Annotated in this window: 23 protein-coding genes, 1 tRNA gene, 3 pseudogenes and 1 riboswitch; of the genes and pseudogenes, 16 read left to right on the top strand and 11 right to left on the bottom strand. The window is 59.6% G+C overall.

Going from position 1 to position 26,992, the window contains the following annotated elements; all coding sequences use genetic code 11:
* Positions 1–10 precede the first annotated feature (10 nt).
* The 4 genes from FQ182_RS16245 to mntP form a co-directional block, all read right to left on the bottom strand.
* Complete coding sequence (locus tag FQ182_RS16245) at positions 11–460, bottom strand: hypothetical protein (protein ID WP_149413963.1); 450 nt, start codon at positions 458–460, stop codon at positions 11–13.
* A gap of 135 nt (positions 461–595) precedes the next feature.
* A complete protein-coding gene (locus tag FQ182_RS16250) occupies positions 596–937 on the bottom strand; it encodes a hypothetical protein (protein WP_149413962.1) in 342 nt (113 codons plus the stop codon).
* A gap of 149 nt (positions 938–1,086) precedes the next feature.
* A complete protein-coding gene (locus tag FQ182_RS16255; RefSeq protein ID WP_149413961.1) occupies positions 1,087–1,836 on the bottom strand; it encodes an IS5 family transposase in 750 nt (249 codons plus the stop codon).
* A gap of 405 nt (positions 1,837–2,241) precedes the next feature.
* A complete protein-coding gene (gene mntP, locus FQ182_RS16260; protein WP_149413960.1) occupies positions 2,242–2,802 on the bottom strand; it encodes a manganese efflux pump MntP in 561 nt (186 codons plus the stop codon).
* Positions 2,803–2,807: 5 nt separating this feature from the next.
* Positions 2,808–2,971, bottom strand: a riboswitch (yybP-ykoY riboswitch).
* A gap of 161 nt (positions 2,972–3,132) precedes the next feature.
* On the opposite strand from mntP, the pseudogene FQ182_RS16265 reads away from it, so the two are divergent.
* The 4 genes and pseudogenes from FQ182_RS16265 to FQ182_RS16280 form a co-directional block, all read left to right on the top strand.
* A pseudogene (locus FQ182_RS16265) lies at positions 3,133–3,975 on the top strand (HAD-IC family P-type ATPase); the annotation flags it as partial.
* Between the two features lie 74 nt (positions 3,976–4,049).
* Entirely contained in the window at positions 4,050–4,322 is a 273-nt protein-coding gene (locus FQ182_RS16270) for a heavy-metal-associated domain-containing protein (protein WP_003280450.1), read from the top strand.
* 25 nt (positions 4,323–4,347) lie between these two features.
* Positions 4,348–4,806 (top strand): DUF411 domain-containing protein, encoded by a 459-nt coding sequence (locus tag FQ182_RS16275; protein ID WP_003280447.1) that lies wholly within the window; start codon positions 4,348–4,350, stop codon positions 4,804–4,806.
* 150 nt (positions 4,807–4,956) lie between these two features.
* Complete coding sequence (locus tag FQ182_RS16280) at positions 4,957–6,723, top strand: protein-disulfide reductase DsbD (RefSeq protein ID WP_178114471.1); 1,767 nt, start codon at positions 4,957–4,959, stop codon at positions 6,721–6,723.
* Positions 6,724–7,015: 292 nt separating this feature from the next.
* Here the strand turns inward: FQ182_RS16280 and FQ182_RS16285 are convergent.
* From FQ182_RS16285 to FQ182_RS16310, 6 genes and pseudogenes are all read right to left on the bottom strand, one after another.
* Positions 7,016–8,282 (bottom strand): annotated as a pseudogene (locus FQ182_RS16285) (tyrosine-type recombinase/integrase); the annotation flags it as partial.
* Positions 8,283–8,506: 224 nt separating this feature from the next.
* Positions 8,507–8,582, bottom strand: a tRNA-Gly gene (locus FQ182_RS16290).
* A gap of 63 nt (positions 8,583–8,645) precedes the next feature.
* A complete protein-coding gene (gene pgsA / locus FQ182_RS16295; RefSeq protein WP_133100138.1) occupies positions 8,646–9,206 on the bottom strand; it encodes a CDP-diacylglycerol--glycerol-3-phosphate 3-phosphatidyltransferase in 561 nt (186 codons plus the stop codon).
* Between the two features lie 32 nt (positions 9,207–9,238).
* Complete coding sequence (gene uvrC / locus FQ182_RS16300; protein ID WP_149413966.1) at positions 9,239–11,062, bottom strand: excinuclease ABC subunit UvrC; 1,824 nt, start codon at positions 11,060–11,062, stop codon at positions 9,239–9,241.
* A gap of 61 nt (positions 11,063–11,123) precedes the next feature.
* Positions 11,124–11,765: a UvrY/SirA/GacA family response regulator transcription factor gene (gene uvrY / locus FQ182_RS16305; protein WP_133100139.1), complete on the bottom strand. Its 642-nt coding sequence runs from the start codon at positions 11,763–11,765 to the stop codon at positions 11,124–11,126.
* A 151-nt stretch (positions 11,766–11,916) separates the two neighbouring features.
* A complete protein-coding gene (locus FQ182_RS16310) occupies positions 11,917–12,282 on the bottom strand; it encodes a helix-turn-helix domain-containing protein (RefSeq protein WP_149413957.1) in 366 nt (121 codons plus the stop codon).
* A gap of 81 nt (positions 12,283–12,363) precedes the next feature.
* On the opposite strand from FQ182_RS16310, the pseudogene FQ182_RS30340 reads away from it, so the two are divergent.
* Positions 12,364–12,559: pseudogene (locus FQ182_RS30340) on the top strand (DNA-binding protein).
* Between the two features lie 64 nt (positions 12,560–12,623).
* On the opposite strand, the gene FQ182_RS16320 reads toward FQ182_RS30340, so the two are convergent.
* Positions 12,624–13,070, bottom strand: coding sequence for a GNAT family N-acetyltransferase (locus FQ182_RS16320; RefSeq protein WP_149413956.1), 447 nt, complete (start codon positions 13,068–13,070; stop codon positions 12,624–12,626).
* A 281-nt stretch (positions 13,071–13,351) separates the two neighbouring features.
* Here FQ182_RS16320 and FQ182_RS30345 point away from each other — a divergent pair, with 281 nt between their 5' ends.
* From FQ182_RS30345 to FQ182_RS16370, 11 genes are all read left to right on the top strand, one after another.
* Positions 13,352–13,486, top strand: coding sequence for a hypothetical protein (locus tag FQ182_RS30345; RefSeq protein WP_256666320.1), 135 nt, complete (start codon positions 13,352–13,354; stop codon positions 13,484–13,486).
* A 337-nt stretch (positions 13,487–13,823) separates the two neighbouring features.
* Positions 13,824–14,912, top strand: a complete 1,089-nt coding sequence (locus FQ182_RS16325; protein WP_149413955.1) for a 3-deoxy-7-phosphoheptulonate synthase — start codon at positions 13,824–13,826, stop codon at positions 14,910–14,912.
* Between the two features lie 49 nt (positions 14,913–14,961).
* On the top strand, positions 14,962–15,243 hold the full coding sequence (locus FQ182_RS16330) for a peptidylprolyl isomerase (RefSeq protein WP_149413954.1): 282 nt from the start codon (positions 14,962–14,964) through the stop codon (positions 15,241–15,243).
* A 139-nt stretch (positions 15,244–15,382) separates the two neighbouring features.
* Positions 15,383–17,266 (top strand): extracellular solute-binding protein, encoded by a 1,884-nt coding sequence (locus tag FQ182_RS16335; protein WP_149413953.1) that lies wholly within the window; start codon positions 15,383–15,385, stop codon positions 17,264–17,266.
* On the top strand, positions 17,266–18,327 hold the full coding sequence (locus FQ182_RS16340; RefSeq protein WP_149413952.1) for a microcin C ABC transporter permease YejB: 1,062 nt from the start codon (positions 17,266–17,268) through the stop codon (positions 18,325–18,327). The genes FQ182_RS16335 and FQ182_RS16340 overlap by 1 nt, the downstream gene beginning before the upstream one ends.
* Complete coding sequence (locus FQ182_RS16345) at positions 18,327–19,349, top strand: ABC transporter permease (RefSeq protein WP_149413951.1); 1,023 nt, start codon at positions 18,327–18,329, stop codon at positions 19,347–19,349. Before FQ182_RS16340 ends, FQ182_RS16345 begins: the two co-directional genes overlap by 1 nt.
* Before the next feature lie 14 nt (positions 19,350–19,363).
* Positions 19,364–20,935 (top strand): ABC transporter ATP-binding protein, encoded by a 1,572-nt coding sequence (locus FQ182_RS16350; RefSeq protein ID WP_149413950.1) that lies wholly within the window; start codon positions 19,364–19,366, stop codon positions 20,933–20,935.
* Positions 20,936–20,950: 15 nt separating this feature from the next.
* Complete coding sequence (locus FQ182_RS16355) at positions 20,951–22,357, top strand: sigma-54-dependent Fis family transcriptional regulator (protein WP_149413949.1); 1,407 nt, start codon at positions 20,951–20,953, stop codon at positions 22,355–22,357.
* Positions 22,358–22,655: 298 nt separating this feature from the next.
* Entirely contained in the window at positions 22,656–24,047 is a 1,392-nt protein-coding gene (locus FQ182_RS16360) for a GntP family permease (RefSeq protein WP_149413948.1), read from the top strand.
* Between the two features lie 7 nt (positions 24,048–24,054).
* Complete coding sequence (locus FQ182_RS16365) at positions 24,055–24,828, top strand: 3-hydroxybutyrate dehydrogenase (protein WP_149413947.1); 774 nt, start codon at positions 24,055–24,057, stop codon at positions 24,826–24,828.
* A 93-nt stretch (positions 24,829–24,921) separates the two neighbouring features.
* A complete protein-coding gene (locus FQ182_RS16370) occupies positions 24,922–26,877 on the top strand; it encodes an acetoacetate--CoA ligase (protein ID WP_149413946.1) in 1,956 nt (651 codons plus the stop codon).
* Positions 26,878–26,992: the final 115 nt, after the last annotated feature.

Here is a 26,992-nt window from a genome sequence, read left to right on the forward strand (position 1 = left end):
CGGCTGCGGATCAGACGTAGATGCTGACTCCGCCCTTTTCCTGCAGCCACTGGCGGTAGGTTTCCAGCGAGTCGGTCTGCTGGTCGCCGTTGTAACCGGCGATGCGCACGCTGCCATCCATGCCGGCATCCACCATCTTCTGCACCTGCGCCAGCAGCTTGGCGGCATCGTCGCGATCGAGCTGCGTCACATCCGGCAATTGAATCACCGAAGGCCTAGTCGGCTGACTGTCGCCACTGCGCTGCACGGTATTGCTGGGCTGCGCCGCGCCACCATTCATCGCGCGTAGTAGTCCACCCTCACTGCGCGCCACCACCTGTTTGGCAAAACGCCGCAAGTCGGCAACTGGATCCTGACTGGCCTGACCGTCGGCTTCGCCGCTGGTCACAGTCGAGCGATTGTTGAGCTGGCTACCGTAGTAGCTGAGCATGGCAGGCGTGCTGTTGTTGATACTGGTCATGAGGCCTCCGCGAAATCCGTTCGCCTGATGCAAAGCAGATTCCGGGCCAGTCGCTGCCGGCCAGTCACTACGCGGGTTGCACACACATTCGCGGCAGCGACTTGCCACCGCAGGGCAAGGTTTTGCCTGTGCCGGTCAGCCCAGCAGATCGACCATCACCGCATTGCTGTAGATCAGGCAGCCATCTTCGGCGCTGTAGCCGACCAGATGAAACTGGCCACGCCCTTCCTCGCCGCCAAGGTACACGCGCCATTTGCATTCGCTCAGCGGGCCGAAGCCGTCGGGCATGACCAGCTCCAGTGTCTGCATCTCGGCGTCGATCATCGTGTCTCTGAGCCCGCTGCGTTGCAGCTGCTCCTCGGCCTGCTCCAGGCGCAGGTGCTCGGCCTCGCTGACATAGAACTGCAGGGTCCCGATGGGGATGGATTTGCTGTCATTGTCGGCCTTGCGCCAACCGTCGATGCTCAGGGTGTTCATCCGCAAGCCTCCTCAGTGAAGCCTGAGCTCAGGGCAAATACCCACTTACAGAAGATGGGACAAGCCAGACGCCGAAACGGCTCCTGACAGGTGGACGAACGGCCGACCGTTTGCTTGTCGAGGCGATTGCGCTAGGGTCTGTTGCCGTTTCACATAGGTAACCAGAGAAAGGCACAGGCCATGGCCACGACGCTTTCGTAATTTCTCTTGAGTTTGTCGAACCGAGATGCCACCGCCCGGTAGTGCTTTAGCCGGGCGAAGGCGTTCTCCACCAAGTGCCGGTTGCGGTAAAGACCTCTGTCCAGATCCGCATTGCCTTTCACGGAGTTACGCTTTCTCGGGATCACGGCCTTGGCCCCTTGTTGCTCAACCTGCTCCCGAACTCTCTCGCTGTCATAGCCCTTGTCCGCGACAATGGTTTCTGCCTCCGGGAGCTTGGCAATCAATGCGGGAGCCTGGGTGCAATCATTGATTTGACCCCCCGTAATTTCAAACTCGATGGGCAGTCCATGAGCATCAACTGCCAGGTGAATCTTGCTGGTATTGCCAGCTCGACTTTTTCCTATGGCCTCATCGTTGCCACTGGCAGCGCCTGCACTGTGTTGGTGAGCCTTGGCATAGCTGCCATCAATGAACACCCATTCCATGTCGGGCTGCGCCACAAGCGCCTTGAAAACCTTGAGCCATTTTCCAGTTGCGGACCACGCATTGAAGCGTTTATAGACCTTATTCCAGTTACCGAACGCTTCGGGTAGATCTTTCCAGGGACATCCCGTGCGCATGCGGTACAGCATGCCCTCCACAGTCATTCGTAGATCACGCTTGTTGTAGATGGCCTTGTGCAGCAGAATTTCCCGCAGCTTCGACCAATGCTCATCACTGAGCAATAATCGGGGCATTACAAACTCGTATCGATGTTGGATCAGAGCTTCAACGATACGAGTTTGCTCTTATATATCAACTGGTTAGCGCGAAACGGCAACAGCCCCTAGGAAGGAGATAGCTAAAACTGTACCGGTGGGACGATGAAATTCTTGTCAAAGGAATATGAATAGGACGTCAACCCAGCCGCATACCGAACACACGCGTATAGGACAGGAAGCACCATGGCCGGTTACGAATCCGATGGTTATTGCGCAGGCTCAGGGCGGTTAAATCAACGGCTCCGGGTCGTGGTGTTTTCCAGCATGGAATCCTCATCTATTTTGGGAAGCCGAAAGAATTCGCGGAAAAATGCGCTAAGTGCCGGTCGATTCTCAGCGTTCTACGGGCGTAGTTAGAGGGCTGTGGCGGTACTGGCATCATTACGCCAAGTGCTCGTAGAGGATGGTCGCGCCAACAAGGACCAAAACCACGCCGCCTACAATCTCCGCTCGGCGCCCGACGAGCGCGCCGATAACCCTTCCAAGCATGACGCCAAGGGTCACCATGGTCATGGTGGCGAAGCCAATGGCCACCGCGGCGACAAGAATGTTGACGTCGATAAACGCCAAGCCCACACCTACTGCCAGAGCATCGATACTGGTGGCAGTGGCGGTGACTATCAGCAGAAACACGGAATGTTGCTTGGTTTTCGCGGGCTCTTCCTCAGGCGCCTTGAAACCGTTGTACATCATGTGCAAACCGAGGATTAGCAGCAGCGTGAAGGCGATCCAGTGATCCCAGCTTGCGACAAATTGCGACGCCGCTTGGCCGATCAGCCAGCCGATGATGGGCGTGATTGCTTCGACTATGCCGAAGATCAAACCCATGCGCAGTGCTTCGGTAATGTGAGGCTTGTGCAGGCTCGAGCCTTTACCGACAGCAGCGGCAAAGGCATCCGTAGACATGGCTAGAGCGAGCATTACTAGGGAAAACGGATTCATAAACACTTCCAGCCGGGCATCGAGTCCACGACATACCCACACGCCCGGCTCTGGGGTGGATATGCCGATGGTCTCGCCAACCGAAAGGTGTCCGCACCACGGCAGGTTGCCGAGAATGTTGATACGGACGCTCCTGAGCGGATCAGAAGCAGGCTACTCCCCAAAGGGGGGGCGAACGGTAACAGGCCAAGAAATTAGCATCAAGGGGTGCTACAGCTATTGAGGCCACTACCGTGCAGCCCGGTTGGGTCCTCCTTCGGTTGTCTATTTGCAACCAGACCCGCAATGAGGATCTGCATCGCAAGTTAGACGGATAGCGGCATTATCCGGTTGGATCAGGGCAGCGAACATCCCCTGGCACACGCCATCGTCGATCATGCCCGTGCCCAGGGCCTTGCGCTGAGCACGCCTGAAACCTTCGAATCGGCCTCCGGCATCGGCGTGCGTGGCAAGGTTGACGGCCGCGACTTGCAGTTGGGCAACACCGCGCTGATGAATGATGCCGGCGTGGATGCCAGCCCGCTCAAGGGGCATGCCGAACAGCTGCGCGGCGAAGGCGTGAGCATCATGTTCCTGGCCGTGGACAACGTACTGGCCGGTCTGCTGGCGGTTTCCGACCCGATCAAACCGACCTCAAAACTGGCGATCCAGCGCCTGCAGGCAGACGGCATACGGGTGATCATGGCCACCGGCGATGGCCTGACGACTGCCCGTGCCGTAGCCCGCGAACTGGGTATCGAGGAGGTGCACGGCGAGGTCAAGCCGCAGGACAAGGAACGCCTGACCGCCTCGCTGCAACAGCAAGGGCACCGCGTGGCCATGGCCGGCGACGGCATCAACGACGCCCCGGCCCTGGCGCGCGCCGATATCGGCATTGCCATGGGCACCGGCACCGATGTGGCGATGAACAGCGCCCAGGTCACGCTGGTCAAGGGCGACCTGCTCGGCATCCTGCGCGCGCGCAGCCTGTCGGTGGCCACCGTGCGCAACATGCACCAGAACCTGACCTTCGCCTTTCTTTACAACGCTCTGGGCATTCCTTTGGCAGCCGGCCTGCTCTACCCGCTGACCGGCCTCCTGCTGTCACCAATAATCGCAGCGCTGGCGATGAGCATGAGCTCCGCTTCGGTGGTGTTCAACGCCTTGAGACTGCGCAAGGTATCAATCGACTGAAACTCTTGACCTTGCCACCTTGGCAAGGTTGAGAATTGCCTCAACCCCAGCAGCAACCTCGCAAGGAGATTGTCATGAGCACCGTTGAATTGAGTGTCAAAGGCATGAGCTGCGGCTCATGCGTCCTGCATGTCACCGAGGCGCTCAACGCAGTTGAAGGCGTCACCGAGGTCGACGTCGATCTGCAAGCGGCCAGTGTGCGGGTCAGCGCTGAGTGCGACAGCGATGTGCTTGTCGCCGCCCTGGGTGATGCTGGATACCCCGCCCAACTGAGCAGTCCGGCGGCCTCATCTAGCCCCGCCAGGAAAACCGGATGCGGTGGCAGCGGTGGCTGCTGTTGCAAGTGAGCAAACCATTGGAAACAGGTTTTTTATGTCCAGAACACTGACTACCGCGGCGCTCGCCGCCCTGCTGCTAAGTGGCGCCGCCCAGGCCGCGCAACCCCTGATCATTGATGTGCACCGCGACGCCAACTGTGGGTGCTGCAAGGACTGGATTACCTACCTGGAGAACAACGGCTTCGAAGTCCGCGATCACGTCGAACGCAACATGAACACGGTCAAGCAAGACCTCGGCGTGAAACCGCGTCTGGCTTCCTGCCATACAGGCGTGATCGATGGAAAGTTCGTTGAAGGCCACGTGCCCGTTGCGCAGATTTTGGAGCTTCGCAAGCGCCCTGACCTGCTGGGCATCGCCGTGCCAGGCATGCCGGCTGGCTCACCAGGCATGGAGTATGGCGACGTCAAACATCCCTACCAGGTGATCGGGATAACTCGCACTGGCCGAGAAAAGGTCATTGCCAATTATCCGCTGGAACAAGCCCCGAATTAATAGCAGCTCGCCGGGCGGGCTGGTACTGGCTGGCATCCTGCGATGCACTGAATCGCAGCGGAGACCATCCCCAGCCCGCACTTCAAAAAGCCCGGCTCCGTTAACAAGCTGAAATTCACCTCCTTTTCGTTATTAGCCCGCGAGATGGTCATGTCCCGCCTCCTGCTGTGTCTGCTGCTGCTACTGCTTACCTTGCCAGCCAACGCCGAGATATTTGATTCTTCGCGTCCTCAGTCGGCTCTGTTCGGCACTCCGCTGAATAACAGCCAGGATTTCCTTCCGGTAGACAGGGCCTTCCGCCTCGACCTGTTGGAAACCGGTAAGGACAGTGTCCGCCTGCGCTTCATAAATGCCGAGGGTTATTACCTCTATAAACATCGCTTCGCATTCACCAGCGACCACCCGCAAGTGTCAATCGGCACCCCGCAATGGCCCGCGGCCGAACCGAAAACCGATGAATTTTTCGGCGATGTCGAGGTGTTCTACGGCGTTACCGACTTGCTGCTACCCGTTAATAACCCCCTGAACACACCGTTCACCTTACAGGTGAGCTATCAGGGCTGCGCTGATCTGGGGCTGTGCTATCCGCCAGAGATTCGCAGCTTCGAGGTAGGTGATCCCTCCCTCATTGCAGCCGTGCAACAAGGGGTTGCCATTGACTGGCGTAGTCTGGCGCTGTTCTTCCTGGCTGGCCTGGGCCTGACTTTCACACCCTGCGTGCTGCCGATGCTGCCAATTCTGTCTGGCGTGGTATTACGCGGAAAACTCGGCGGAATGCGTGGATTACGCCTATCGCTTGCCTATGTACTCCCCATGGCTGCCAGCTTCGCCCTGCTTGGTGCGCTAATGGGCATGTTCGGCGCTGGACTCAACCTACAAGCGCGCCTGCAGTCACCGTGGCTGTTGGTGCCCTTTGCAATGTTCTTCACTGTTTTCGCTCTGGCCATGTTTGGCGTATTCGAGTTGCGCATGCCGCGCTTGATCACCGAACGACTGGATCGCCTGGCTGGCCAAACCCGCGGGGGTTCAATGTTGGGCGCCGCCACGCTCGGCGTACTGTCGAGCCTGCTGGTTTCGCCCTGTGTGACTGCCCCTCTGGTCGGCGCACTGCTCTACATCAGCACCACCGGCGACGCACTGGGTGGCGGCCTTAAGCTGTTTGCCCTCGGGTTGGGCATGGGCGCGCCGTTGGTATTGTTCGCCATCGGCGGCGGAGCATTGCTACCCAAGTCTGGCACTTGGATGGTCGGTGTGCGTAAAGCCTTCGGCGTGATGCTACTGGCTGTCTCTGTATGGCTGCTGGAACGCGTGCTACCCGCTCCAGTGGCTTTGGCCTTGTGGGGCCTTTTGGCAGTTGGCAGCGCGATTTGGCTCGGTGCATTGGAGTTCACCCTCAAGTCCGGCCGGCAAAGACTCGCCCAACTACTCGGTGTGGCACTACTGGTCTACGGTGTCAGCGCCTGGCTCGGCGCTTTGCAAGGTCAATCCGATCCGCTGCGACCGCTGGGTCAGCTGGACGCCAATGCCGTACTTCCGACCGGCGCTAACGCCGGCTGGCAGACTGTGGATACACCAGCTGCTCTGGATGCCGCTCTGCTGTCAGCGAAAGATGCCGACCAACCACTGCTATTGGATTGGTACGCCGACTGGTGCATCAGTTGCAAGGTAATTGAACGAGAAGTGCTGGCAGCGCCCGCCGTGCGTGAGCAACTAACCGGTTACCGGCTGGTGCGCTTCGACATAACGCGTAGCGATGCCGAGCAACGCACCCTGCTCGACCGCTACCAGCTGTTCGGCCCACCGGCACTGCAGTTATTCGCTCCCAATGGCGAAGAATGGCAAGATCTCCGCACTGTTGGCGAAACCGACGCTGAGAGTTTCGTCAAACGCCTGCACCAAGCCAACGGCCGAATCTAGATTAGCCCCTTCACTTCTGGAGGGGCGTGTTCTACCCCTGGCTAGCCAGCAAGCTAACGGAAATGCAATCGCCGCTACAGCCTACTGTCATCAGAGCAGCCGGCGGTGCCGGCCCAACATCCCTTTCAGGCCAAGCACACCGCAATAACTGAAATCTAAGCTCTAGCCACCATCGACAGGCGCTCAATAGGCCCACCAACTGACGAGACCAGAACTAGCGACTTACCATCATCAACAGGCTCGACGGACATTTCCGCACCTTGGTCCAGCAGCCGCATACCATCGAAGCGGATAGTAAGGTGCGTACTGGCCGCTTTGACCTTGTTCTGCTCTAACAAATCGAGCCGATCGGCCCAGTCTTGCATCATTTTCCGGCGGGGCTCCACATACAGAGCGTGGTTGTACGTGGCGCTGACCTTGTTGGGGTCCGCGTGCGAGAGCTGGGCGTCCACCCAGTTCTTGGGGTAACCAAACTCGTTGAGCGCCGTGGAGAGCGTGCCACGGATGCCGTGACCAGTGAGCAAATCTTTATAGCCCATGCGCTTGATCGCGCCGTTCAGCGTGTTCTCGCTAATGCGCATTCTCAGCTCGCTTCGGTGTGCAAGTAGATAGCGCTGGGCTGGCTTGGTCTGCTCCAGCAGATAGCGAACGATCTCGATGGCCTGGACCGATAACGGCACGATATAGGGCGGAATATCCTGCGGCCTCTGTCCACGCTTGCGCATGCCATCCTGGAGTTGCTTGACCACCTCGGGGGGAATGATCCATAAGCCGCGCTCAAGATCGAACTGATCAGGGGTCGCCAGGCGCAGCTCACCAGTACGCACACCCGTCAACAACAGCAGACGAATACCAAGTTGCGTGGTGAACCTGCCTCTATAGCGGCGTAGCTTGTTCAGCAGATTGGGCAGTTCAGGTAGCCGCAGGAAGGGATTATTGACCACAGGTGGCTTGGGGATAGCAACAACATCCAAGTCCGATGCTGGATTGCTTTCCAGCCCTGCGACTTTCACCATCGCAAAGCGGAACAACTGCCTGAGCCAGGTGCGCACTTTCTCGGCAGTGGTAAATGCCCTGCGCTGCTCGATACTCACGAGCACGTCCAACAGGTCGGGACGGCAAATATCAAAGATGGATACGGAGCCTAACGCGGGCAACACGTCTTTATCGAAGATACGCTGGATCTGCGAGAGGGTACTTTGCCTGCCTTCCTTGAGTTCCAGCTTTCGGTGCGCAAGCCACTGCAGATACACCACCTTGAAGCTGTTCTCCGTCGCGAAACAGACAGCTCGAAGTTTTTGCTTACGATCAATCTTGGGATTGATGCCTTTCGCCACCAGGGCGCGGGCCTCATCGCGTAATGCACGTGCTTCCCGAAGGCTAACCTTCGGATAGGTGCCCAGCGACATTCGTTTCTGTTTGGTAGCCCAGTAATATCTGAAGTGCCAAGACTTTCCGCCAGCGGCAGATACCGCCAGAGAAAGGCCATCGAAGTCGGTGAGGGTATAGTCTTTGCCAGTCGCCCGAGCCTGCCGGACAGTGACGTCTGTGAGCGCCATGGTATAGCTCCTGAACATAGGTCAGGGCTAGATGCTTGTCTCGCAGGCCACGCTCCTCCAGCAACAATCCGGAAACCACGCGCCCCGTAAGATGGACTTAAAACTGGACTCAAACGTCCTGGCTGGGGGTGGTTTACAGTGGATTTCACTGGAACGAAAAAAGGGCCTTACGGCCCTTACTTCAATGACTTATAGGCTTCAGTGGACGTCTATAGATCATAATTTGGAGCGGGAAACGAGACTCGAACTCGCGACCCCGACCTTGGCAAGGTCGTGCTCTACCAACTGAGCTATTCCCGCGTCTTGGTGGTGCGCATTCTATAGAATCCACATCACCCGTCAACCCCTTGATTCAAAAAAGTTTTATTTCTTTTCAACGGTGGTCCGCAGATGAGGCCAGGCGGCGCGCAGGTATTGGATCATGGACCACAGGGTCAGGCCTGCGGCAATCAGCAGCAAAGCATAGCCCAGCAGCACCCAGAAGGTGAAGTTCGACGGATTAGCCAGCAGGATCACCAGGGCGAGCATTTGCGCCGCGGTTTTCCATTTGCCCATATTGGAGACCGCCACGTGGGCGCGTGCGCCGATTTCGGCCATCCATTCGCGCAAGGCAGAGACGACGATCTCACGACCGATGATCACGGCGGCTGGCAGGGTCAGCCAGAGATTGCCGTGTTCCTGCACCAGCAGCACCAGGGCAACCGCCACCATCAGCTTGTCGGCCACGGGATCGAGAAACGCGCCAAACGGCGTGCTCTGCTCCAGGCGACGGGCCAGGTAGCCGTCCAGCCAGTCGGTCGCCGCCGCAAAGGCGAAGACCGAACTGGAGGCCATGTAACTCCATTCGTACGGCAGGTAAAACAGCAAAATGAAAATCGGAATGAGCAGGACGCGTAGTACGGTGATCAGATTAGGGATATTCATCGGCACAACTGGCTACGAGGTGAGTTGGCATTCTACTCGCTATGCAGGTTTGCATAAATCAACTCAGCGAGCTTTTTACTGATACCAGGGGCTTTGGCTATTTCGTCGATGCTGGCACGCGATAGTTCCTGCAAGCCACCAAAATGTTTTAACAGTTCCCGCCGACGCTTGGGCCCCACGCCTGCGATCCCTTCCAGGGTTGAGGTACGCCGGGTTTTTCCGCGTCGGGCACGGTGGCCGGTAATGGCAAAACGGTGAGCTTCATCACGGATCTGCTGAATCAAGTGCAGCGCCGGCGAATCTCCCCGCAAAGTGAACTCATGAGCCGCATCATTCAAGTACAACGTTTCAAAACCGGCCTTGCGGGTAGCACCCTTGGCCACGCCGAGCAGGATCAGGTCAGGCACCGCCAGCTCATTGAGCACATCGCGGGCCATGGACAGCTGGCCCTTGCCGCCGTCCACCAGCAGGATATCCGGCAGCTTGCCCTCGCCATCCTTCAGTTTGCTGAAGCGCCGGGTCAAGGCCTGATGCATGGCCGCGTAGTCATCGCCAGCGGTGATACCTTCGATGTTGTAGCGCCGATAATCGGACTTGATCGGTCCTTCCGGCCCAAATACCACGCAGGACGCCACCGTCGCCTCGCCGCTGGAGTGGCTGATGTCGTAGCACTCCAGGCGCTGGGGCGGCTCATCGAGCTTGAGGACGTCGGCCAAGGCTTCAAAACGCGCAGCGACGTGCTGTCGATTCGCCAGGCGCGCGCTCAAGGCCTGTTCGGCGTTGGTCACGGCCAACTGCTGCCAGCGGGCACGGGTGCCACGTACCCGGTGACTGATGTCCAGTTCGCGGCCGCGCAGTTTGTAAATCGCCTCGATCAGCGCAGGGAAGTCCTCATGGGCCACGTTGACGATCAGTTCGCCAGGCAAGTCGCGCTCGGGGCTGCTGACGTAGTATTGGCCCAGGAACGCCGCCATGACCTCGGCGACCTCTTCTTGTATACCGGTTTGCGGGAAGAAGTTCTTGCTGCCCAATACCCGCCCGCCACGCACGCTGATCAAGTGCACACAGGCGCCGCCCGGGTTAACGAAGGCGGCGATGACATCGACGTCGCCGGTGCCACCTTCCATGCTTTGCTGGTCCTGGACCCGACGCAGAAACGACACTTGGTCACGCAGTTCGGCAGCGCGCTCGAAATCCAGGGTGCTGGCCGCCTGCTCCATGGCGCCGGACAGCTCGTCGGCCAGGGCATTGCTGCGCCCTTCGAGGAACATCACCGAGTGACGCACGTCCTCGGCATATTCCTGGGGCTCGACCAGGCCCACGCATGGCGCCTTGCAGCGCTTGATCTGGTATTGCAGGCACGGACGGGTACGGTTCTTGTAGAAGCTGTCTTCGCACTGGCGCACAAAGAAAGCCTTTTGCAGTAGGCTCAAGCTTTCACGGATCGCGCCGGCGCTGGGGTAAGGTCCAAAGTACTTGCCCTTCTGCTTCTTTGCGCCACGATGGATGCTCAGGCGCGGAAAATCACCGTCCGATAAAAATACATACGGGTAGGATTTATCGTCACGCAGTAGGATGTTGTAGGGCGGCCGCCATTCCTTGATCAACGTCTGCTCAAGCAGCAGCGCCTCGGTTTCGTTGGCAGTGATGGTGGTTTCCACCTGGGCGATACGCCCCACCAGCGCAGCGGTTTTCGGCGCCAGGCCGGACTTGCGAAAATAACTCGCCAAGCGGCTCTTCAGGTTTTTGGCTTTACCGACGTAAAGCAGGCGCGCATCACTGTCGAACATGCGATACACGCCGGGACGGCCACTGCAGGTTGCGAGAAAGGCACTCGAATTAAACGGGGCACTTATTTCAGAGCTTAGTATTTCAGAGCTTGGTATTTCAGCGCTTGGCATTTCAGATACCGACATTTCAGGCGCTGGCGTCCACCATGCCGTGGCGAACCGCCAGCAGGGTCAATTCAACATCGCTGCTAATGGACAGCTTCTCGAAAATTCGATAACGGTAGGTGTTCACGGTTTTCGGCGACAGGCACAGCTTGTCGGAAATCGACTGAACCTTCTGGCAGCCGACAATCATCAAGGCGATCTGGATCTCCCGCTCCGACAGCGCATCGAACGGCGAGTCGCTGGTGGGCTGGAACGATTTGATAGCCAACTGTTGGGCAATCTGTGGGCTGATGTAACGCTGGCCGGCAAACACCAGGCGAATGGCCTGGACCATCTCTGCCAGACCCGCGCCTTTTGTCAGGTAGCCGGCGGCACCCGCTTGTAGAAGCCGCGTAGGAAATGGATCTTCCTCACACACAGTGACTACGACGACCTTGATGTCCGGATGGCTGCGCAACAGCTTGCAAGTGGCGCCAAGACCGCCGATACCGGGCATTTTGACGTCCATCAAAACCACATCAGGCTTCAACTCCCGAGCCTTGATCAGGGACTCCTCCCCTGACTCGGCCTGGCCGACTACTTGCAGGCCATCGATGTCAGCCAGCATTCGTGTAATGCCTGTACGAACGAGATCATGGTCATCGACTACTAGCACCCTAATCAAGCAGACACCTCGCGATATGGTCTTATAGGTTGCTGAACACCTTAGCAAAAAACCAAGGCACAGACCTAGCTGCAAGCGTCATATATATAGAGTTTCAATACACTACGAGCGTCTACCGAGCGGCAGACGGGGTTCTTTCCCAAGCAAAGGGTCAGGAATCCTGGGCCGCCGGCTTGGCTTTTCCATTAAACGCGAATGAATGCTCCGCCAGGGTAGCAGTCAATCGGCGGATTGCGTCTTGGTCTTCCTTGAACATTGCTCGGTAGTTACCCAGCACTTTCTCTTCGACCTGGCTCAAGTTATCCAATTGGATGGGCGTAGGGCTACCTGTCAACACGTACAGGATATCCACACCTCTTTCAGCCACACGGGACAAGTAGTCGGCTTTCGGCGCCCGATCACCGTTTTCATATTTACCTTGCGCGTTCGCTTCTACGCCTCCTATTTCGCCAAAGTTTTTTTGCGACAGGCCAAGCCGCTCTCTTTCCAGCCTTAACCGCGAACCGATTCCACTCATTTGGATGTAATATCCTGTTCTGCACACCCCTAGAGGTGACACACTCATCTCGTTTTACACAAACCTGAACGGTTTTGAACTATGCCCGGTACTCGCACTGCTGCACACAAGCCACGGCCTGGCTGGGGCATCAAGGCAAGTCTTTTCAAGCGTTCGCCGGGCGCAAAAAGAGACGGCGTGGAGGGCCCATAAGGTTGCAGTCCTGCTGGGCATGAAAGACGGCATCATCGCGTCAGTGGATGAAACCCCGAAGTACGATCAGGAAGTCGTCTCGTAGGGTCAGTATGCGCTTATTAGAATCGAGTGCCTGTTTTGCTGAAATGAGTGGATTACCCACCTGTTCACCGCACGTTGACGGGCAAACAATCAAGCTCCATGCGCCAGAAACAGTCTTCCTCGCCCACGATAGCCAAGCCCATGCGCTGATAGAGTCTTTTCGCCGGATTGGTCTTGAATACTGTCAGCCGTAGCAGGCCAAGCCCTTCCGTGTGCGCCTTGAGCGTCATTTGCTCCAGGGCCCAGGCACCCGCCCCTTGCCGGCGAAAGGCGTCGAGGATGTGCAATTCGCGAATATAGAGCGCCTCGGCATCCCGACTCAGGCTGAAAAAGCCCAATACTGTGTCGTCTCGGCAGATCAGCCAATTTTCCCGGCCGACCCAGGCGGTATCGAAGCCCTTGTCGGACCACGACAAATCATATTGACGGTAGTAATTGCCCATCGCCTGATGCGTCAGGGTTCGGGCAAACGCCAAGTACTCGTCCGTCGCGACCCGCAGTTGAAACGCCATATGAATGCGCTCCCTTAGATCAAATCACCACCTGCTGCCCGCTCCACCGCCCGGCATTTCTGCGGGCGATGTTCGCTGGCACGCCACCAGCAATGGGCATGGATTGAGCAGCAGCAAGGGTCAAGGCAGTCATGTGGTCGCGTCCCAGCAATCATCGTGAAGTTTCATGCAGCATATCGGCAGTTGAGCCATAGCCGTAAGTACCCAAGCGCAATAGAAATTACTGATTGAATCCACCCGCACGCCTCAGTTAAGCTCCACCTATCATTTGGAGACACACCATGTTGCAACTCACCCAAACTAAGGTTCGCCCTACCGCCAACGCCCAGCGTTCGGTCGTGGCTACCCGCGTGAACGGTTTGAGCGCACTGGTCAGCTTTTATTTTGGTTATTGGTTTAGCCACTGGCGCGCCTGATACCTGAAATCGGCGCCCACGAATCAAGGGGTCGCCTGCCAGAGAAATCTAACCCCCGGTCGGCTCCCCGACCGGGGGTTTTGTTTTTTCGGCCCCTCACTTTTTGCTTGATCCAGAATACTTAAAGGAATCGCGACATGAACTGCATCACTTATTACCGCTACGACACTTGCACCGCCTGGCGATTTAGCAAGCTCCGCTCGGGACAGCCTGCCGCCTCCGACCGGTCACCTACAGGTGGCAAGCCAACACACGTAGCCAGTCTGGCCAATTGTCGAACACCCCAGTAGGGCCGAGCGTGCGGGAACAGCCCGCCGCTTGCCCAGGAAGCCCGAATATGAACTCGTCCATCGCCGCCCTGCCTGTTTGCACCTTGTCCTGTGCCAATGAAACGCTGACCCAGCGTTTGCCCAGTTCCCTTGAACTCAAGCAGCAACTGCCCCTGAGCCCGTTCCTGACCGAGCAAGTCAGCGCCCATCGCCAGGCCGTGCGCGCCATTCTCGATGGCAAGGACTCACGCCTGCTGGTCATCGTTGGCCCTTGCTCGATCCACGACCCTGAATCGGCCATGGAATACGCCCGCAACCTGAAAAAACTGGCCAATGAGGTCCGTGACCAGATGCTGCTGGTGATCCGCGCCTATGTCGAAAAGCCCCGCACCACCATCGGCTGGAAGGGTCTTGCCTACGACCCGCGCCTGGATGGCAGCGACGACATGGCCGCCGGCCTGACCCTGTCCCGTGAATTGATGCGCGAAATGCTGCGCCTGGGCCTGCCGGTCGCCACCGAGGTGCTGCAACCGATGGCCGGCGGCTACTTCGATGACCTGCTCAGTTGGGTCGCCATTGGCGCACGCACCACCGAATCGCAGATCCACCGGGAAATGGCCAGCGGCCTGGGCATACCCGTGGGCTTCAAGAATGGCACCGACGGCGGCGTGGCCATCGCCTGCGACGCCATGCGCTCTGCCGCTCATCCGCACCGCCACTTCGGTGTCGACAGCCAGGGGCATCCGGCGATCATCCAGACCCAGGGCAACCCCGACACCCACCTGGTGTTGCGCGGCGGCCACCGTGGGCCGAACTACGACCGCCAGAGCGTGGCCCAAGTGAAAGACGACCTGGCGAAAACCAAGGTAGCCACTCGGATCATGGTCGATTGCAGCCACGCCAACAGTGGCAAGGACCCTTTACGCCAACCGGCAGTGTTCAATGATGTGCTGGAGCAGCGCTTGCAAGGCGACACATCACTGATCGGCATGATGCTGGAAAGCCACCTTTTCGAAGGCTGTCAACCACTGGGCCCGTCGATGCGCTACGGGGTATCGGTGACAGACGGTTGCCTGGGCTGGAACGGGACAGACCAGTTGCTGCGCGACGCTGCCCATCGGCTGCGTGAACATCATCGGAACTTTGCCGGGAAATAACCGCCTGAATCCGGTACGCTCACCTTTTTTATTCAAGGAGTTACCCCTCATGGCCAAAGCCACCGCCCGCCACATCCTGGTTGCCACTGAAGACAAGTGCAACGAACTGAAGACCCAGATCGAAGGCGGCGCCGATTTCGCCGAAGTTGCCAAAGCCAACTCCTCTTGCCCATCCAGCCGTCAAGGTGGCGACCTGGGCTCGTTCGGTCCAGGCCAGATGGTCAAGGAGTTCGACGCCGTGGTCTTCAGCGCCCCGGTCAACACCGTGCAAGGCCCGGTGAAAACCCAGTTCGGTTATCACCTGCTGGAAGTGACCAGCCGCCAGGACTGATCCGTGCACACTGATGCATAAAACAACGGCCCGCCTTTTGGTGGGCCGTTGTGTTTGTGCGACAGCATGGCGACTGGCGACGCGTGCGCGGTTAGCGTACAAATCCCCTTCCTTCTTCACCCGGCGCCCAAGGCTGATAATGCGACTGGACTTCTTCACCTTATTTGGCTCGACCCTGCTTTGCTCCACCCTGGCCCTGCTAATGGCGAGCGCAGCCGTTGTCGCCGCGCCGCAACAGGCATTGACCGTCTACGGAGAACCGGCGAAATACCCCGCCGGCTTCAGTCACTTTGCCTACGCCAATCCCAAGGCCCCCAAGGGCGGTAGCCTGCGACGCTCGGCCGTGGAGATCGGCCGTTTCGACCACGTCCTGCCGTATATCGATAAAGGCATCGGCGTCAGCCAACTCGACGGCTGGGTGTACTCGCCCCTGGCCCAGCGCTCTCTGGATGAGCCCTATACCGTCTATGGCCTGGTGGCGGAAAAAATGGAGCGCTCAGACGATGGTCTGTCTCTGCGTTTCTACCTCAACCCCAAAGCCAAGTTTGCCGATAACACGCCGATCACCGCCGAAGACGTGCGCTACACCTTTGACCTGCTGATGACCCAGGGCAGCCTGCGCTACAGAACCCTGTTCGCCGACGTCAAGCACGTCGAAGTGGAAGGCCCTCGGCAAGTGCGCTTCGACTTTTCCAGCAACGAAAACCGCACCCTGCCCCTGGATATCGCCACCCTGCCGGTCTTCCCCGAGCACTGGTGGAAAACCCGTGACTTCGCCAACGGCGGCGGCTACGAAGCGCCACTGGGTAGCGGCCCGTACCGCGTCAGCAAGGTCGATTCGGGCAACACCATCAGTTTCCAGCGCAACCCTGACTGGTGGGGCAAGGACCTCCCCATCAGCCGTGGCCTGTACAACTTCGATCACCTGAGCCTGGAGTACTTCGGTGACACCGAAGTCGCGCGCCAAGTCCTGCGGGGTGGCGCCTACGATTTGAACCGCGAATTCTCCGCCACCGGCTACTCCATCGGCTACAACGGCCCGGCCCTGGACGACGGCCGCCTGCAACGAGCGCACCTGGCCAAGGACGCGCCGCAACCGGCCCAGGGCTACGTGTTCAACACGCAAAAACCGATATTCCAGGACCGCCGCGTGCGTCAGGCTCTGGCCATGCTCTGGGATTTCGAGTGGGCGAACCGGCAGATGATGCGCAATATGTACATCCGCCAGCAAAGCTATTTCTCCAACAGCCCGCTGGCGGCCACTCAGTTGCCGGACGCTCAGGAGTTGGCGATTCTCGAACCCCTACGCGGGCAGATTCCCGACGAAGTCTTCACCAAAGTGTTCAAGGCGCCGACCACCGACGGCACCGGCATGATCCGCGACAAACAACTGCAAGCCCTGGAACTGCTGGAACAGGCCGGCTGGAAGCCTAAAGGCGACAAACTGGTCAACGCCGCCGGCGAACCGCTGGAGTTCACCTTCCTCAATGCCCAAGGCGGCCTTGAACGCCTATTGTTGCCCTACAAGCGCAACCTGGCGCAGATCGGCATCACTCTCAATATCCGCCGTATCGACTCCTCGCAGTACGTCAATCGCATGATGGCCCGGGACTACGACATGATCGTCACCGGCTTCCCGGTCACCACCTCGCCGGGGATGGAGCTATACAACTACTTCGGCTCGTCTGCCGCCTTCGATCCCGGCGCCAACAACTACATGGTGTTGAAAAACCCGGCGGTGGATACCCTGATCACCGGGCTGGTCCGCGCTACCACCCAGGCGCAGATGCTCAGCTATGCCCACGCCCTGGACCGGGTGCTGCAATGGAATTACTACTGGATCCCCAATTACTACCCGCCCGGCTCATCGGCGGCATGGTGGAACCGCTTCGGTCGCCCGGCCGTGGCAGCCAGCAATGACGAAGCCCTGGAAACCTGGTGGGAAGTCAGCCACACCCCGCTGACCAATGAGCAAATGGACGCCGAGCTGATCAAGCGCGGCCAGTCGGGAGGTGCCCACTGATGTTTACCTATATCGTGCAGCGCCTGCTGCTGATCATCCCCACCCTGGTGATCATCCTCCTGGTGAATTTCGTCATCGTCCAGGCCGCGCCGGGCGGCCCGGTGGAACAGGCCATCGCCCACCTGCAAGGGATTGGCGGCGGTGGCATTGGCGGCTCGTCCGGCGAAAGCATCGGCAACGGCTCACGGGCCAGTCGTGGGCTGGACCCGAAACTGATCAAGGACATCGAAAAACAGTACGGCTTCGACAAGCCAGCGCCGGAGCGCCTGTGGCTGATGCTCAAGAGCTACGCCCAACTGGATTTCGGCAACAGCTTCTTTCGCGGCTCGACGGTGATTGATCTGATTCTGGAAAAAATGCCCGTGACCATTTCCCTGGGCCTGTGGGCGACGCTGATCACCTACCTCGTATCGATTCCCCTGGGAATTCGCAAGGCCGTGCGCCATGGCAGCCAGTTCGACATATGGAGCAGCACGGCCATCGTCATCGGTTATGCAATGCCGGCGTTCCTGTTTGCGATGTTCCTGATCGTGGTCTTTGCCGGAGGCACCTCGCTGAACTGGTTCCCGGTGCGTGGCCTGGTCTCGGAAAATTTCGACCAGTTAAGCACTATCGGCAAGATCGCCGACTACTTCTGGCACCTGGTGTTGCCGGTCAGCGCCCTGGTGATCGGCGGCTTTGCCACCTTAACCATCCTCACCAAAAACTCGTTCCTCAATGAAATCACCCGCCAATACGTGGTCACCGCCCGCGCCAAGGGCCTGAGCGAACGCCGCGTGCTCTACGGCCATGTGTTTCGCAACGCGATGCTGCTGGTGATCGCCGGCATTCCCCAGGCGTTCATCAGCGTGTTCTTCGCAGGCTCCCTGCTGATCGAGGTGATCTTCTCCCTCGACGGCCTGGGCCGCATGAGCTACGAAGCCGCCGTCTCGCGGGATTACCCGGTGGTGTTCGGCTCGTTGTTTATCTTCACCTTGTTCGGCCTTTTGATAAAACTCATCGGTGACCTCTGCTACACCCTGGTGGACCCGCGCATCGACTTCGCCGCGAGGAACGCCTGATGCTCAGACTGTCCCCCGTAGCTCGCCGGCGCTTTGAACGTTTCAAGAAAAACCGGCGCGGCTGGTGGTCGCTGTGGCTGTTTATCGGCCTGTTCATCCTGACCCTGGGCGGCGAGTTGGTCGCCAATGACAAGCCCTTGGTACTCAGTTACCAGGACGAACTGTACTTCCCGGCCTTCAAGCGCTACACCGAACAGCAGTTCGGCGGCCAACTGCCGTTCCAGGCTGACTACCGCAGCGACTACGTGCAAAAGCTGATCAAGAAAGACGGCGGCTGGATGCTGTTACCGCCGATCCCCTTCAGCGACGACACCCCCAACTATGAACTGACCCGCCCTGCCCCAAGCCCACCGTCGACGGTGAACTGGCTGGGCACCGACGACCAGTCCCGCGACGTACTGGCGCGGGTGATCTTCGGTGCGCGGGTGTCAATCCTCTTCGCCCTGGCCCTGACTGTCATCAGCGGCGCCATCGGCATTGCCGCCGGGGCCTTGCAGGGTTACTACGGCGGCTGGGTAGACCTGCTCGGCCAACGAATACTGGAAGTGTGGTCGGGATTACCGGTGCTGTACCTGCTGATCATTCTCTCAGGGTTTGTCGAGCCGAATTTCTGGTGGCTGCTGGGTATCATGGCGCTGTTCTCGTGGCTGGCCCTGGTGGACGTGGTACGCGCCGAATTCCTGCGCGGTCGCAATCTCGAATACGTCAAAGCCGCACGGGCGTTGGGCCTGAGCGACGCCAAGATCATCCGCCGGCATATCCTGCCCAACGCAATGAATGCCACCTTGAGCTATTTGCCATTCATTCTGACCGGGGCGATTTCAACCTTGAGCGCCCTGGACTTCCTCGGTTTCGGCATGCCGGCGGGCAGCGCCTCATTGGGTGAACTAATCGCCCAAGGCAAACAGAACCTGCAAGCGCCCTGGCTGGGGCTGACGGCGTTTTTCACCCTGGCGCTGATTCTGTCGCTGCTGGTGTTTATCGGCGAGGCGTTGCGTGACGCCTTCGACCCACGATCATGAAAGGCAGCGAACTTATGACCGACAACCTGATCGAGATCCGCGACCTGTGCGTCGCCTTCAGCGGCCAGACCGTGGTGCGCAAGCTGTGCCTGGATGTGCGCCCCGGCGAGTGCCTGGCGCTAGTGGGTGAATCTGGTTCCGGCAAGTCGGTGACCGCCCACTCGATCCTGCAACTGCTGCCCGAAGTCGGCACTGAAACCATAGGCTCCGTGCGTTATCGCGGCCAGGAGTTGATTGGGGCATCCGCCTCCACCCTGCAAAAGCTGCGGGGCAACCGGATTGCGATGATCTTCCAGGAGCCGATGACCTCCCTCAACCCGCTGCACAGCATCGAAAAACAGATCGGCGAAACCCTGCTGCTGCACAAGGGCCTGAGTGGCAAGGCGGCGCAAGCACGCATCCTTGAGCTGCTGGGACTGGTAGGCATCCAGAAACCCCAGGAACGGCTCAAGGCCTATCCCCATCAACTGTCCGGCGGCCAGCGCCAGCGGGTGATGATCGCCATGGCGCTGGCCTGCGAACCGGAACTGTTGATCGCCGACGAACCCACCACGGCACTGGATGTGACGGTGCAGCGCAAGATCCTGGTGCTGCTCAAGTCCCTGCAACAACGCCTGGGCATGTCGCTGTTGCTGATCAGCCACGACCTCAATCTGGTGCGCAGTATTGCCCAGCGAGTCTGCGTGATGCGTGCCGGGGAAATCGTCGAGCAGGCCGACTGCCAAACCCTGTTCAGCGCCCCGCAACATCCCTACAGCCGCCTGTTGCTGGACGCCGAACCGGCTGGCGCCCCGTTGTGCCGCGACGAGTACGAGACCGTGCTGCAGGTAGATGACTTGAGCGTGCAGTTCCAGATCGGCGGCGGCCTGTTTCGACGCAAGCAATACCTGCGGGCAGTGGACGGTATCAGCCTGAGCGTGCAGCGCGGCAAGACCCTCGGGATCGTTGGCGAATCCGGCTCCGGCAAGTCGACCCTCGGCCAGGCGATCCTGCGGTTGCTGGATTCCAGCGGCGGCATTCGCTTCCAGGGTGAAGCCCTCGACGGCCTGACCCACAAGCAAATGCGCCCCTGGCGCAAGCAAATGCAAGTGGTGTTCCAGGACCCCTTCGGCAGCCTCAGCCCGCGCATGTCGGTGGAGCAGATCATCAGCGAAGGCCTGGAAGTCCATGCCCCGTGCAGCCTCAAGGACCGCGAGGCGCAGGTGATTCAGGTGCTCGAAGACGTAGGCCTGGACCCCGCCAGCCGCCATCGCTACCCCCACGAATTCTCCGGCGGCCAGCGCCAACGCATCGCCATCGCCCGCGCCCTGGTGCTCAAGCCAGCGTTGATGTTGCTGGATGAACCGACCTCGGCACTTGACCGTACGGTGCAGAAACAAGTGGTCGCTCTGCTGCGTGAGCTCCAGGAAAAATACGGCCTGACCTACCTGTTTATCAGCCATGACCTGGCGGTGGTGCGCGCCCTGGCCCATGACATGATCGTGATCAAGGACGGCAAGGTGGTGGAGCGCGGGCCGAGCCATGACGTATTTGAATCGCCACAGCATCCTTACACCCAAGAACTTCTCGCCGCTGCATGCGTGTAAAACGGATTGCCTGACATGAACACCACCGAAAGCCTCAAGGACTACCAACGCGTTCGCGCCCTGGCGATCCGCTCGTTGTTCAAGATCATCGAGCAGTCCAGCGAAGGCACGGTGATTGTCGACAGCGACGCCAATATCGTCTGGATGAACGAGCGCTACGCCAAGCGCTTCGGCCTCAAAAGCGCCGACCAGGCCATCGGTCAACCGTGCGAGCAGGTGATTTCCAACAGCCTGTTGCGCCAGGTGGTGCGCACAGACCTGCCCATCCTGCTGGATATCCAGGACACCCCCAAAGGCCCGCTGGTGGTGATGCGCCTGCCGATCCATGACGATGCCGGCGCGGTGATCGGCGCCATTGGTTTTGCCCTGTTCGATGAGCTGCGCAACCTGTCGCCGCTGATCGAACGTTACCTGAGCATGCAGCAGGAGCTGGCCTCCACCCGCTCGCTGCTGCGCTCACGCCAGAGCAAGTACAACTTCGCGCACTTTATCGGCACCAGCGCCGCCAGCCTGGAAGTCAAACGCCGCGCCCGACGCAGCGCCAGCGCCGAATCCCCGGTGTTGCTGCTGGGGGAAACCGGTACCGGCAAAGAATTGTTAGCCCAGGCCATTCACGGCGCCTCACCACGCGCCCACAAGGCGTTTGTCAGCATCAACAGTGCGGCGATCCCCCATGACCTGCTGGAAGCCGAATTCTTCGGCACCGCCCCCGGCGCCTTCACCGGCGCCGACCGCAAGGGTCGCCCCGGCAAGTTGCAGATCGCCCAGGGCGGCACGTTGTTTCTCGATGAAATCGGCGACATGCCGCTGCCGCTGCAAAGCAAATTGCTGCGGGTGTTGCAGGAGAAGGAGTTCGAGCCGGTGGGCTCCAACGAGATGATCCACAGCGACGTGCGGGTGATCGCCGCGACGTCCATGGACCTGGAAGCCGCGATCAAACGCGGCGAGTTTCGGGCGGACTTGTATTACCGCCTTAACGTCCTGCCGATCCAGGTCCCGCCCTTACGCGACCGCCTGGACGACCTGCCGGCGTTGAGTGAAGCAATCCTGGAGGAACTGCGCAGCGAGCATGAACTGGATCGCGAGGCCTTGGCGCTCCTGGCACAGCACGCCTGGCCGGGGAATATCCGCGAGTTGCGCAACGTGCTGGAGCGGGCGGCGCTGCTCAGTGATGACCTGGTGCTGGATGCCCGCGAGATTCGCGCGGCGATTGGCACGTTCAGTCCGGTGGAGCGCAGTGCCGTGGAGTCGGTTGAAGGTGAAACCTTCAGTGCGGCGCGGGAGCGGTTTGATCGGCAGATGATTGGGGCGGCGCTTAAGGCGTGTGAGGGGAATGTGGTTGAAGCAGCGAAGCGGTTGGAGCTGGGCAGGTCGACGCTGTACAAGAAAATGGTGGCGTTGGGCATCGAACAATCTCAATAAAGAGATGAAAATCCCGAAATAGAGACACCCCTTGTAAGAGCGAGCTTGCTCGCAAAAAGCGCAAAGGCACCGCATGCATCCTGGGTGACAGCGTTATCGTTGACGACCATCGCGAGCAAGCTCGCTCCTACAGTGGGCCAGTACTCGTCTCAAAACAGAGATAACTGCTGAATAACTTTTACTAAAATAAAATAATATCCATATATTTCAACAAGTTAACAACTTGGCACAAATCCCGCTATAGCCCCTTTCCACAGCTTCACCCCCACAAAAATAACAATCCGATTGGAGACACTCCATGAGTGTGATCATTGCCCTCGCAGCCCTCGCGCTGCTGATGCTGGCGGCCTACCGTGGCTACAGCGTCATCCTGTTTGCTCCCATTGCCGCCCTCGGCGCCGTATTGCTCACCGACCCTTCCGCCGTCGCGCCCGCCTTCACCGGGGTGTTCATGGAAAAAATGGTCGGCTTTATCAAACTGTACTTTCCGGTGTTCCTGCTGGGTGCGGTGTTCGGCAAGCTGATCGAAATTTCCGGTTTCTCGCGCTCCATCGTCGCCGCCGCCATTCGTTTGCTCGGCACTCGCCAGGCGATGCTGGTAATCGTGCTGGTCTGCGCTTTGCTGACCTACGGCGGCGTGTCGTTGTTTGTGGTGGTGTTCGCGGTGTACCCGTTTGCCGCCGAGATGTTCCGCCAGAGCAATATCCCCAAGCGCCTGATCCCGGCGACCATCGCCCTCGGTGCATTTTCATTCACCATGGACGCACTGCCCGGCACGCCGCAGATCCAGAACATCATCCCCAGCACCTTTTTCAACACCACCGCCTGGGCTGCCCCGTTGCTGGGCGTGATCGGCGCCATCTTCGTGTTCTGCGCCGGCATGCTCTACCTGGCCCGCCAGCGCAACAAGGCCCAGCGCGCCGGTGAAGGCTACGGCACCGAACTGCGCAACGAACCGGAAACCGCTGAAGACATCAAGCTGCCCAACCCGTGGATCGCCCTGTCGCCGCTGCTACTGGTAGGGGTCATGAACCTGCTGTTCACCCACTGGATTCCTCTGTGGTACGGCAAGACCCACAGCCTCAGCCTGCCGGGCATGAGCGTGCCGGTGCAGACCGAGATCGCTAAGCTCACGGCAATCTGGGCAGTGCAGGCGGCGCTGTTGGTGGGGATCATCATGGTGCTGGTGTTCGGCTTTTCGGCGATCCGCAGCAAGCTGGCCGAAGGCAGTAAAAGCGCGGTCAGCGGTGCGCTGCTGGCGGCAATGAACACCGCTTCGGAATACGGCTTTGGCGCGGTGATCGCCTCCTTGCCGGGTTTCCTGGTGCTGGCGGACTGGCTCAAGGGCATCCCCGACCCACTGGTCAACGAAGCGATTACCGTGACCCTGCTGGCCGGCATCACCGGTTCTGCATCCGGCGGCATGAGCATCGCCCTGGCGGCGATGTCCGAGAGTTTTATTTCGGCAGCGCATGCGGCCAATATCCCCCTTGAAGTGCTGCACCGGGTCGCGGCCATGGCCAGCGGCGGCATGGACACCCTGCCCCACAACGGCGCCGTCATCACGCTGCTGGCGGTGACCGGGCTGACCCACCGCGAAGCCTATAAAGACATTTTCGGCATCACCATCATCAAGACCCTTGCGGTGTTCGTGGTGATCGGTACTTTCTATGCCACCGGTATTGTGTGAGGTTTTCATGACGACATTGAACGGCAAGACCGCCCTGGTCACCGGTTCCACCAGCGGCATCGGCCTGGGGATTGCCCTGAGCCTGGCCAAGGCCGGCGCCAACCTGATCCTCAATGGCTTCGGCGACGCCAGTGCGGTGATCGCCCAGGTGCAGGCGTTCGGCGGCAAGGTCGGCCATCACCCGGCGGATGTCAGTGACCCGGCGCAAATCGCCGAGATGATCGCCTATGCCGATCGCGAGTTCGGCGGCGTCGACATCCTGGTGAACAACGCCGGCATCCAGCACGTAGCCGCCGTGGAAGACTTCCCGGTGGAACGCTGGGATTCGATCATCGCCATCAACCTGTCCTCGGTGTTTCACAGCACGCGCCTGAGCCTGCCAGGCATGAAGGCCAAGGGCTGGGGACGGATCGTCAACATCGCCTCGGTGCACGGCCAGGTCGGCTCGGTGGGTAAGGCGGCTTACGTGGCCGCCAAGCACGGGGTAATCGGCCTGACCAAGGTAGTGGGCCTGGAAACCGCCACCAGCAACGTCACCTGCAACGCCATTTGCCCAGGCTGGGTACTGACCCCGCTGGTGCAGAAGCAGATTGATGATCGTATTGCCGCCGGGGTTGATCCGCAGCAGGCGCAGCATGATTTGCTGGCTGAAAAGCAGCCGTCCCTGGAGTTTGTGACGCCGCCACAGTTGGGCGAGTTGGTGCTGTTCTTGTGCAGCGAAGCCGGCAGCCAGGTGCGTGGCGCGGCGTGGAATATTGATGGTGGTTGGCTGGCCCAGTAAACCTGCCATGACAAAAGCACTTTTGTGGCGAGGAGGGCTTACCCCCTCGCCATAGTCAGTACTGCACTATCGAAAAATAACAATAGGCCAATCATGTCCAACATCCTCTGGCAACCCAGCCCCGAACGCATCCGCACCACCCGAATGGACCAGTTCCGGCGCTTTATCAATGAGCGCCACGGCGTGCAGATCAATGACTATCCGGCCCTACACCAATGGAGCATCGATGAGCGCCCGGACTTCTGGCGCGCGATTGTCGCGTTCTTCGACGTGCAGTTCCGTACCCCGCCCAGCGCGGCACTGATCGAAGACGCGCAGATGCCCAGCGCCCATTGGTTTCCCGGCGCCACCCTGAACTTCGCCGAGCATCTGCTGCGCCGTCGTGATGATCATCCGGCGGTGGTAGCCATCAGCGAAGACGGACAGCGCGAACAACTGACCTACGCCGAACTGGCCCAGCACGTCGCCGGCCTTCAACACAGCCTGCAGGCAGCCGGTGTTGGCACGGGGGATCGGGTTGCCGCCTGCATGCCCAACACCTGGCAAACCCTGGTGGGCATGCTCGCCACTACCAGCCTGGGTGCGATCTGGTCCTGCTCTTCGCCGGACTTCGGCACTCAAGGGGTGATCGACCGCTTCGGCCAAATCGAACCCAAGGTGCTGATCACCTGCGCCGGTTACCGCTACGCCGGCAAGGTCATCGACCAGAGCGCCAAGCTCAATGAAATCCTCGAACGCCTGCCGTCCCTGCAACAACTGATCATCGTGCCTTACGCCCGGCCCGAGGCACGCGCTGAGGATTATCGGACCCAGGCCAAGGTTGCGCTGTGGGAAGATTTCTACACCGTCGGCGGTGAGCCCGAATTCGTCGCCGTACCCTTCGATCACCCGCTGTACATCCTCTATTCCAGCGGCACCACTGGCGTACCCAAGTGCATCATCCACGGCACCGGCGGCGTGCTGCTGACCCACCTCAAGGAACACGGCCTGCACGCCGACCTGTCCAGGGACGACTGCCTGTTCTACTACACCACCTGCGGCTGGATGATGTGGAACTGGCTGGTCTCGGTACTGGCTATCGGCGCCACGGCGGTGCTGTATGACGGCTCGCCGTTTCATCCCGGGCCGGAGCGGTTGATTGACCTGATCGACCAGGAAAAAATTAGCATCTTCGGCACCAGCCCGAAATACCTCGCAACCCTGGAAAAGGCTGGCCTCAAGCCGCGCCTGAGCCACGACCTGAGTAGCCTCAAGGGCCTGATTTCCACTGGTTCGCCACTGTCGCCCCAGAGCTACGACTACGTGTACCGCGAGGTCAAGGAAGAACTGTGCCTGTCGTCCATGTCCGGCGGCACCGATATCGTCTCCTGCTTTGTGATCGGCAACCCTGTGCTGCCCGTACGACGCGGCGAAATGCAGTGCAAGAGCCTGGGAATGTCCATCGAAGTGTGGGACGACCAGGGACGCCCCCTGATCGGTGAAAAGGGTGAACTGGTGTGCACCCGACACTTCCCGGCGATGCCCATCGGCCTGTGGAACGACCCGCACCAGGAAAAGCTGTGCGCCTCTTATTTCAGCCAGTTTCCCGGCGTCTGGGCGCAGGGCGACTATGCCGAGCAACGGCCCAACGGTAGCCTGCTGATCCATGGCCGCTCCGACGCAGTGCTCAACCCCGGCGGCGTGCGCATCGGCACGGCAGAGATTTACCGCCAGGTGGAGAAAGTACCCCAGGTACTGGAAAGCCTGGCCATCGGTCAGCGCTGGCAGGACGATGTGCGGGTGGTGCTGTTTGTCCGCCTCAATGACGGGATAGAGCTGGATGAGGCGCTGCAACAGCAGATCCGCGAGGTGATCCGCGCCAACACCACGCCCCGCCACGTGCCAGCGAAGATCCTCGCGGTGACGGACATTGCGCGCACTATCAGCGGCAAAATCGTCGAACTGGCGGTGCGCAACGTGGTGCATGGCGAGGCGGTCAAGAACACCGACGCCCTGGCCAATCCTGAGGCGCTGGAGCAGTTTCGCAATCGCCAGGAGCTGACCACCTGACCTGACAGAAAGGTAAAACGCTTTAGCCTTGGCGCACTCATTTGAAGACAAACCCCTCAAGCATGCTATTTTTCGAGGGTAGAAAGCCTTTCCCGTCTCGCGGGATAATCGGTTT

The organism is Pseudomonas sp. ANT_H4, assembly GCF_008369295.1.
In the GTDB taxonomy this organism is placed as follows: Bacteria; Pseudomonadota; Gammaproteobacteria; order Pseudomonadales; family Pseudomonadaceae; genus Aquipseudomonas.

Excerpts from the sequence above, each read along its gene's own strand:
- FQ182_RS16245 (WP_149413963.1), bottom strand. The coding sequence starts at position 460 with ATGACCAGTATCAACAACAGCACGCCTGCCATGCTCAGCTACTACGGT.
- FQ182_RS16250 (WP_149413962.1), bottom strand. The coding sequence starts at position 937 with ATGAACACCCTGAGCATCGACGGTTGGCGCAAGGCCGACAATGACAGC.
- FQ182_RS16255 (WP_149413961.1), bottom strand. The coding sequence starts at position 1,836 with ATGCCCCGATTATTGCTCAGTGATGAGCATTGGTCGAAGCTGCGGGAA.
- mntP (WP_149413960.1), bottom strand. The coding sequence starts at position 2,802 with ATGAATCCGTTTTCCCTAGTAATGCTCGCTCTAGCCATGTCTACGGAT.
- FQ182_RS16270 (WP_003280450.1), top strand. The coding sequence starts at position 4,050 with ATGAGCACCGTTGAATTGAGTGTCAAAGGCATGAGCTGCGGCTCATGC.
- FQ182_RS16275 (WP_003280447.1), top strand. The coding sequence starts at position 4,348 with ATGTCCAGAACACTGACTACCGCGGCGCTCGCCGCCCTGCTGCTAAGT.
- FQ182_RS16280 (WP_178114471.1), top strand. The coding sequence starts at position 4,957 with ATGTCCCGCCTCCTGCTGTGTCTGCTGCTGCTACTGCTTACCTTGCCA.
- pgsA (WP_133100138.1), bottom strand. The coding sequence starts at position 9,206 with ATGAATATCCCTAATCTGATCACCGTACTACGCGTCCTGCTCATTCCG.
- FQ182_RS16310 (WP_149413957.1), bottom strand. The coding sequence starts at position 12,282 with ATGAGTGGAATCGGTTCGCGGTTAAGGCTGGAAAGAGAGCGGCTTGGC.
- FQ182_RS16320 (WP_149413956.1), bottom strand. The coding sequence starts at position 13,070 with ATGGCGTTTCAACTGCGGGTCGCGACGGACGAGTACTTGGCGTTTGCC.
- FQ182_RS30345 (WP_256666320.1), top strand. The coding sequence starts at position 13,352 with ATGTTGCAACTCACCCAAACTAAGGTTCGCCCTACCGCCAACGCCCAG.
- FQ182_RS16325 (WP_149413955.1), top strand. The coding sequence starts at position 13,824 with ATGAACTCGTCCATCGCCGCCCTGCCTGTTTGCACCTTGTCCTGTGCC.
- FQ182_RS16330 (WP_149413954.1), top strand. The coding sequence starts at position 14,962 with ATGGCCAAAGCCACCGCCCGCCACATCCTGGTTGCCACTGAAGACAAG.
- FQ182_RS16335 (WP_149413953.1), top strand. The coding sequence starts at position 15,383 with ATGCGACTGGACTTCTTCACCTTATTTGGCTCGACCCTGCTTTGCTCC.
- FQ182_RS16340 (WP_149413952.1), top strand. The coding sequence starts at position 17,266 with ATGTTTACCTATATCGTGCAGCGCCTGCTGCTGATCATCCCCACCCTG.
- FQ182_RS16345 (WP_149413951.1), top strand. The coding sequence starts at position 18,327 with ATGCTCAGACTGTCCCCCGTAGCTCGCCGGCGCTTTGAACGTTTCAAG.
- FQ182_RS16350 (WP_149413950.1), top strand. The coding sequence starts at position 19,364 with ATGACCGACAACCTGATCGAGATCCGCGACCTGTGCGTCGCCTTCAGC.
- FQ182_RS16355 (WP_149413949.1), top strand. The coding sequence starts at position 20,951 with ATGAACACCACCGAAAGCCTCAAGGACTACCAACGCGTTCGCGCCCTG.
- FQ182_RS16360 (WP_149413948.1), top strand. The coding sequence starts at position 22,656 with ATGAGTGTGATCATTGCCCTCGCAGCCCTCGCGCTGCTGATGCTGGCG.
- FQ182_RS16365 (WP_149413947.1), top strand. The coding sequence starts at position 24,055 with ATGACGACATTGAACGGCAAGACCGCCCTGGTCACCGGTTCCACCAGC.
- FQ182_RS16370 (WP_149413946.1), top strand. The coding sequence starts at position 24,922 with ATGTCCAACATCCTCTGGCAACCCAGCCCCGAACGCATCCGCACCACC.